The organism is Rhabdochromatium marinum, assembly GCF_016583795.1.
In the GTDB taxonomy this organism is placed as follows: Bacteria; Pseudomonadota; Gammaproteobacteria; order Chromatiales; family Chromatiaceae; genus Rhabdochromatium; species Rhabdochromatium marinum.
Window position 1 is genome coordinate 1 of sequence record NZ_NRRS01000117.1, and the last position, 7,618, is coordinate 7,618.

The window sequence follows — 7,618 nt, forward strand, 5'->3', positions numbered from 1 at the left end:
ATTCGACGAAACACCTGATGCGCTTCTTTGAGCAGCCCCTCAATGCTGAGATGCTTGCGGCAAAACGGCGTGCTCATCAGCACCACCCTCGCAATCTGACATTGAACGATGCCGGCCAGTCTACCGAATCAGCGCCAAAAGTTTACGAAAAACTTTTTTTGAGCCTGGGCCAACCTGCTGTTGTTACGCCGAAAATTTTTTCGGCGGGAATTGCTGTTCAAGCTTTGGCCGTCGTTCGAAGGAGCCCCCGGGCTTTTCTGGGGCTAACACTAGCCGTGATCGCGCTGGGGCCAACACCTCCGCGAGGCATGGAGACCGAAACGAAACCGAGCCCCCCCGGTAGACGTCGGCGAAGGCGAGATGCAGAGCGCATCCGACACGAGGTCGCGCCTGTATTTATCAAGGAAACAACAGATCCGGTGTTCTGCCACCGATCCCCTACCGGACCGTGCGTCGAGGGTAACCTCGGGGTGCGAAGCGCTCGGGAGAGCTGTAATCTCCGCCTGATGAGCGGGCAACGAACCCGTGAGGGGACATTGTGACTGCCAGCCTCGAGGCGGTCGGGAGCTAGGGTTGATGGGCATGAGCCAAAGAGGCGAACAGTCAGGTCAGATGGATCGGCGTTCCTCCTGCGCAGATGACGCACTCTTGGCGCAAAGGCGAGATCTAACCCCGAGCCCGAGCCCGAGCCTGAGCCTGAGCCTCATCGAACGATTGCTACCCAAGCATATCTACAGCGTGATCGCTGCCGGTTTTGAACTCAAGACAGCATTCTTTATCCTGGCCTGTAGCCTCAATTTCCTTTTCTGAATCAGCCAAGGTGGCAACTTGGGTTAACTTGTAAGCAATGCCCTTGGCCATTGGCTGAACTCAAAAATATCCAAGCAGCGCAATGAGTCTCGAACGTTTGAGCCACGTTACTTTAACGTGGATGGGTGGTGAACCGCCTGTTACAAAGCTCGCGCCGAATAGCCCAAATAAGTGACAACCTGTATCGATCCCGCCTCTTGTCACACAAAGTCACAAAACTCGCCTTCTCTCGGCAAATTCTGGATACAGAGGCGCGGTGAAATAGCCCCCATCCGATTCCCCCCCCCACATCGAGAGAGGTTCTCCCATGATCAGTTCAAACACCCGTCAATGGTCCACCCCGGGCATTATCGCCGCCGGAGTCTTCGTGTCTGTCTCCGGCGTGCTCATGTTCTTCGGCATGCACGACCCGGTCAAGCTGGCCCACGAATGGATCGGCCTAGCGTTCGCGGTCTTGGTCGGGTTGCACGTCGCTACCCATTGGCGTGGCGTCAAAAACTATTTCAGCCAGCGCATGGCGCTTGGGATCATCGGGGTCATAGCGCTGGCGACGGTGTCCCTGATAGCCGTCTCCGTTGGTCACGAAGGTAGCAACGCACGTCACCGTATCCTTCACAGCTTCATGCGCGCCCCGCTGACCGAAATCGCCCCCTTACTGGACGACAGCGCCGACCGTCTGGCCGCCAAGCTCCAGTCCAAAGGTTTCAAGGTTGCCAGCACCGCCCAGTCGATTGAGGAGATCGCCTCGCGCAACGGCACCCGTCCGCCAGAATTGATGCACACTCTGTTCAACTAAATCATGATCATGCGGCCAGTCGAGTGTCGAGTGAGTCCCGATTGGCGGTAGTGCCCCAGTCTATAGGATTTCAGCGGGTTTAAGCATGCGGGCGGCGCGACTGTCGATCCCTTGAGTTTAGGTCTGTTTCAGTCCTGATCCGCGTGACGCTTCAGTTGTTCAAGCATGTGTTCCAGCGCGCTGGCCAGGGATTCGGCATCCTGCAGCGCGTCCCGTTCACCGGCGCGGGCGCGCTCGCATAGAGCGTGGGCCTGATCGCGCAACGCATGGGCGCATAAATTGGCCGCCAGCCCTTTGATGGCGTGGGCTTTGCGAAACAAGGCATCGAGATCACCTGCCGCCGCTGCGGCGCGCAACGCAGTTGGAATGTCTGCCTGTGTGGCGCGAGTAGCGGCAAACAGGCGCTCGATCAGGTTGGGCGTCTGCTGAAAGCGCTGAGTCAGACTATTCCAATCGATCGCCGGAACCCTATCGGCGGCGGCATCGGGTACAACGACATTCAGTGGTGGTGCCGGTGCCGGCGCCGGCGCTGGCTCGACCGGCGCCGCCGACAGGGTCGCGGGTCGCCAGCGCAGCAGTGCCTCCACGAGCGCCTCGCTGTCGATGGGTTTGGTTAAATGCGCCAGCATGCCCGCCTCCAGACTCCGCCGCCGATCATCGGCCAGGGCATGGGCGGTTAACCCGATGACCGGTAAGTCGGGGCGCAGCGCCAGTAAGCGCCGGGTGGCTTCGTAGCCATCCATTTCCGGCATCTGAACATCCATCAGCACCGCATCAATGGAGGCCGCCCGCGCCTGGATCAGCGCCAGGGCCTCTTGTCCGCTGGCGGCGCTGATCGCACTAGCCCCCTCGTGACTGAGCAGATCCTCGACCACCAGCCGGTTGACCTCAATATCGTCCACCACTAAAACGCGCAGTCCGCTCAGGCGGCGCGCCAGGTGTTCGGGATGAGTGTCCGTTAGAGGGCGTGCTGGTGCCTCGGTCGCTGGCAACGGCAGCCGCACCTCGAAGCGGCTGCCCAAACCCGGCTCGCTGTCCACGTCCAGCGAGCCACCCATCAGACGCGCCAACTGCTGGCTGATGGCCAGCCCCAGTCCGCTGCCGCCATGCTGGCGTGCGGTGCCGCGTTCGGCTTGCTCGAAGGGCTGGAAAATACGTTCGATCTGCTCAGCGGACATCCCAATGCCGGTATCGGTCACCGTGAAGCTAAGCGGTTCGCCCAGCCGTCGAATGTGCAAACAGACGTCGCCGACACAGGTGAACTTGACCGCATTGCCGAGCAGATTGATCAGAATCTGGCGCAGGCGCAGCGCATCGCCCTGCACCCATTCGGGCAAATCTGGCGCCGACTCGATGGTGAGTCGCAACGCCTTGGCACTGGCCTGAGGGCTGATGATCGACTGCACCTCGGCAAGACAGTCGGCCAGCCGGAACGGCTCGGGTGCAATACATAGCTTGCCGGCTTCGATCTTGGAATAGTCGAGCACGTCGTTGAGCAAACCCAGCAGATGGCGACCGGCCTGGTCGATACGGCGAAACAGCGGCCCGGGCGCCTCGGTGTCGTAGTCGCGACGGCCCATCCGGGTTAGCCCCAGAATCGCATTGAGCGGGGTGCGAATTTCGTGACTCATGTTGGCCAAGAAGGCGTTTTTCAGTGCCGCTAAACGCTCGGCTTCGCGCAGCGCCTGCTCGCGCTCGGGTTCGAGCTGGCGATAGGCGGTCACGTCGGTGTTGGTACCCATCATGCGCAGGACTTGGCCTTGGTCGTCCCGCTCAAGTGCAGCCCCCTGGCCAAGAATCCAACGATAGTGGCCGTCTTTGGCGCGCAAACGGTGTACAATACTGAAAAACGCACTGCCGCCACGCAGATGCCGCTCCAGGTTCTCCATCGCCACCGACAGATCCTCCGGATGCACCCGACAGCGCCATTCCTCGAACCTTGGCTCGATGTCAGCCTCGTCATAGCCCAGGGTGCGCTTCCAGCAACGAGAGTAAAACACCCGATCCGTGCGCGTATCCCAATCCCAGACGCCATGGCCAGCGGCATCCAACGCCCTGAGCCAGCGGTGCTCGGATGCGGCCAGGCGCGCCTGGGTGGCGCGCAGACGGCGATTGGCGATGGCCAGAATCACCAACAGCACCATGATCAGTGCCAGAGCCGTGGCCAGAATCAGCATAGCAGGCGGTGCGAACATGTCAGAAACTCCGCGTAGGGCAGCGGTCGGGCATAAAAAAATCCCTGATGCCAATGACAACCTTGGGCAAGCAGCCAGTCGGCCTGGGCGCGAGTCTCAATGCCTTCGGCGATCACCTTCAAATGCAAGCCGCGCGCCAGAGCGATGATGGCTGACACCACCGCCTCGCCGGCACGCCTGCGGCCCAATTCGGCGATGAAGGATCGGTCGATTTTGAGAGAATCGAGCGGAAAGCGCCCCAGGTAACCCAGCGAAGAGTACTCAGTACCGAAGTCGTCCAGCGACAGGGCAACGCCAAGTTCGTGCAATTTTTCCAGGGTACCCAACACGCTGTCGAGGCGCGGCATCAACGCACGCTCGGTGATTTCCAGCTCCAGGCGCGCCGGGGCGATGCCAGCGCGACCGAGGCGCGCGGCGATCTCCTCGGCCAAGTGCTGGTGATCGAGTTGGGCGGCACTGATGTTGATCGCCAGGGTCAAATCGCCGTGTCCACGCACGTGCAGATCGCACAGTGCCGCGCAGGCCAACTCCAGCACCCGCTCGGTCAGGGGTACGATCAGGCCGGTCTCCTCAGCCAGGGGAATGAAGCGCCCGGGTTCGATCAGACCCGCCTGCGGATCGCGCCAGCGCACCAGTCCCTCGGCGCCTACAAGGCGCCCGTCGCGCGCATCGACCTTGGGCTGATACCACAGCTCCAGCGCCGATGCGTCGATGGCACGGCGCAACCGGGCTTCCAGGGTGATGCGGTCGCGCTCGCCACGGTCGAGTGTTGGATGGTAACAGCACACCCGCCGGTTATCGCCCGCCGCCGGTGACTCGGCAGCGGCACTGAGGGCGGCGGTTATCGCTCGGCGCAGCAGCTGATCGGCGTCATCGCCATGCGCAGGCGCCTTGGCGATGCCAATGGCACCATTGACCAGCAGATCGATCCCGGCCACTGCCATTGGCTGGCGCAGACGCGCGAGCAACCGCCGGGCAATGTCTTCGGGGGTTTGCGGATCGGTGACTGCCGGGAGAATGGCGAAGGCGGTATCGCTGACCCGCGCCAGCAGCACTTCGCCATTCCAGTCCTGAGGCGCATCGTGGCTCGTGCGGGGCGCGACTGCCCCGAGATCGCCCAGGAGCACCTGCGCCAGATCGCGCAGCAGGGTGTCGGTGACCGCCTGGCCCCAGCCAGCACCTACCCGGCGCAGGGCGCCGATGTCGATGACCAGCAGACAGTCGCCGCGCGCCGGTGCCGCTGCTGGACGGCGGGTCAGGCGCCGCTGCAGAGCTTCGAGCAGGAAGGCCCGATTGGGCAGGCCGGTGCCCGCGTCGTAATAGGCCAGATGGAGAATGCGCCGGGCCGACTGGCGCAGCTCGGTAACATCCTGTACCGCCCCATGCCAATGTCCCGGCGGCCCGGGGTGGTATTCGCCCACTTGCGCCATGACGCGCGTGTCATCGACTGCGAGTCGATGCTCGCAGCGCCATTCCATGGTCTTGGGCGTGGGGACCAGCTGCGCCAGCGCGCGTCGCGTCGATTCGCGATCCTCTGGGTGAATGGCCGCCAATAGCTGTTCGAGTGTCACCGTGTCCAGGTTCTCGTCGAGGCCCAACAGGTGCCTGGCAGCGATGGAGAGATGAAAACAGTGCGCGTTCGGATCATACTCCCAGTCACCTAACCGGGCGATGCGCTGGGCATGGCCGAGTTGGTGCTCGCGCCGATGCAGCGCCGCGAGCGTCTGCTGGGCGCGCAGCAGGTAGCGCAACCGGTGGTTGAGCAGCACCGGATGCAGCGGTTTGCTAATAAAAGCAGTCGCACCCGCGTCATAGGCGTGCGCAATGGACGCAACATCTTCCAGCGCAGTCATCATCACGATTGGCAGGGATGTTCCCTCAGGACGGGCGCGTAGCGCTGCGCACACAGCGAAACCATCCAGCCCGGCCATCACCACATTGAGCAGCACCAGATCGGGCGTGCGCTGATCAAAGGCTGTAAGGGCCTCCTCACCACTCGAGGCTTCCTCCAGGTGAAATCCCTCGGCCAACGCCGAGGCGATCAGTACTTGTGTGACCGGGTCGTCATCGACCACTAGGATGTGGGGCGTCCGATGCAAGGACATGATCGGTGGTGCGCGACGGGCGAACCCGCCCCCCTGACTCACAAATTCAAGACCCACGACTTTGTTGCGCCCAGGCAAGATCGCCTCGTGCCGGCACGCCCGCTGCGAGGGTTAGCAGGGCCGTCAGCATCCACAAAGAACGGACAAAGGGTCGAGTCATCAGGAAAGACCTCCAAGCACCATAAAATTATTAACAAGAATGATTCGCATTTTGGTAAGCTCCCTCAATCCTGTCAAGAACTGTCGCGATACCCGGGTTACACCGGTCGAAGGAGTTGATGAACTATGTCACAGATGCAGTGCCTGTTCGCACGCGTGATGTCGCACCTGCTGCCCTTGGGGGCGGGCACGGGGCTGTTACTTGCGGTTGGGATTGGTTTCGGACTGACTGTACCCTTCACACCCGTGATGACCGCACCCCAGTTGACGATTAACGGGGGATGGATCGAGTTGGATGTGCATCCTGAACTGCGCCAAATTGAGGGACGGCTGATTGCGTTTGGTACCCACAGCGACAGCGGAAACGTGTTCGCCACCTTGCCACCCGGTACCATCGGAGCGGTACAGGTGGCGCTGCAATGTATGGAGGTCACAGCGTTCCAGCAGGACAGGCGGCTGACGATTCCGCTCGAACATTGCCCAGCCCAGGGGTGTGCGCTCGAATTGCGCTGGCGCATGGACGCCGACCAATGGCCAGCAGACACCGGTCTTTCGCAACTTGATGCCAGCGGCTACCGCCTCCTTGCCGCCGATGTGTTGCCGCGATTGACCGCTGCACCAGATCACCCCCTGGAGCCACACCCAAGTTTAGATCAGGCCACCGATGCTCCAGCCAATTGGCAATGGGTGATTCGTATCGCCGATCACAACGCCACCAGGCGCGGACGCAGTGCGGGAATGGCGGCGTTTCGCGATACCTGGGCTACCGTAGCGCAGACCAAGACAGCCTTGGCCATGGAGCCGCCCGTTGCGGACACCAAAGCCCCGCAATCATCCTCCCCTGCCACGGCCTTGCGCATCATGCAGGCGACACCCTGCAATGGATGCTAAATGAAGCGCCGCCGGATGGCAGTGATACCGGATAATCGCCTCAGATCCGATAGCGTTGCACCACATCACGCAATTGACTGGATAATCCGCTCAACTGTTCGGCCGCCACCGCCGTGCGTTGCGTATTCTGACTGGTCAACTCCGCCACTTGGGTGATCTGACGCACGTTGTCGTTCACATCCCCGGCCACTACGCTCTGCTGCCTAGCGGCGCAGGCAATCTGCGCATTCATCTCATGAAGCCGTGCCACCGAACCGGCGATCTCACCCAGCGAGGCTGCAACCCGTTCGGCTTGCTCCACGCTATCCTGGGCCTTGTCATGCCCGGAAAGCACTCGCGCCTCGGTCTGTTGCGCCCCCGTTTGTAAACGCTGCACCATCGTCTGAATTTCATCCGTAGAAGACTGCGTGCGTGATGCCAGAGTACGGACTTCAGCCGCGACCACGGCAAAGCCCCGCCCCTGCTCGCCCGCACGGGCAGCTTCGATCGCCGCATTCAGCGCAAGCAAGTTGGTTTGCTCGGCAATACTGCGGATGGGTGCGGCCTCGACAAGATGTTATTTCGAGGAGTATGCTCTAAGCCTCTGTAAATGATGAGGCGAGGAGCGATCATGGCCACGGTTGTTCGGCGTTCGGGCGAAGAGATCACCATCGAAGTGAGCC

At 61.7% G+C, this 7,618-nt stretch carries 5 protein-coding genes and 1 pseudogene; 3 read left to right on the forward strand and 3 right to left on the reverse strand.

All coding sequences use genetic code 11. From position 1 onward, the window contains the following. Positions 1-699 precede the first annotated feature (699 nt). Both CKO36_RS20575 and CKO36_RS18205 read left to right on the forward strand, forming a co-directional pair. A pseudogene (locus CKO36_RS20575) lies at positions 700-810 on the forward strand (IS982 family transposase); the annotation flags it as partial. 307 nt (positions 811-1,117) lie between these two features. Beyond that, complete coding sequence (locus CKO36_RS18205; protein ID WP_200286333.1) at positions 1,118-1,606, forward strand: DUF4405 domain-containing protein; 489 nt, start codon at positions 1,118-1,120, stop codon at positions 1,604-1,606. A gap of 128 nt (positions 1,607-1,734) precedes the next feature. Here CKO36_RS18205 and CKO36_RS18210 read toward each other — a convergent pair whose 3' ends face one another. Both CKO36_RS18210 and CKO36_RS18215 read right to left on the reverse strand, forming a co-directional pair. Further along, positions 1,735-3,801 carry an ATP-binding protein gene (locus CKO36_RS18210; protein ID WP_200286334.1) on the reverse strand — a complete coding sequence of 689 codons (2,067 nt, stop codon included), beginning with the start codon at positions 3,799-3,801 and terminating at the stop codon, positions 1,735-1,737. Beyond that, positions 3,777-5,906, reverse strand: coding sequence for a putative bifunctional diguanylate cyclase/phosphodiesterase (locus tag CKO36_RS18215; RefSeq protein ID WP_200286335.1), 2,130 nt, complete (start codon positions 5,904-5,906; stop codon positions 3,777-3,779). Before CKO36_RS18215 ends, CKO36_RS18210 begins: the two co-directional genes overlap by 25 nt. A gap of 285 nt (positions 5,907-6,191) precedes the next feature. Here CKO36_RS18215 and CKO36_RS18220 point away from each other — a divergent pair, with 285 nt between their 5' ends. Then, positions 6,192-6,956, forward strand: a complete 765-nt coding sequence (locus CKO36_RS18220; RefSeq protein WP_200286336.1) for a hypothetical protein — start codon at positions 6,192-6,194, stop codon at positions 6,954-6,956. A 40-nt stretch (positions 6,957-6,996) separates the two neighbouring features. Here the strand turns inward: CKO36_RS18220 and CKO36_RS18225 are convergent, their stop codons facing one another. Then, complete coding sequence (locus tag CKO36_RS18225) at positions 6,997-7,491, reverse strand: methyl-accepting chemotaxis protein (RefSeq protein ID WP_338053522.1); 495 nt, start codon at positions 7,489-7,491, stop codon at positions 6,997-6,999. Positions 7,492-7,618 lie beyond the last annotated feature (127 nt).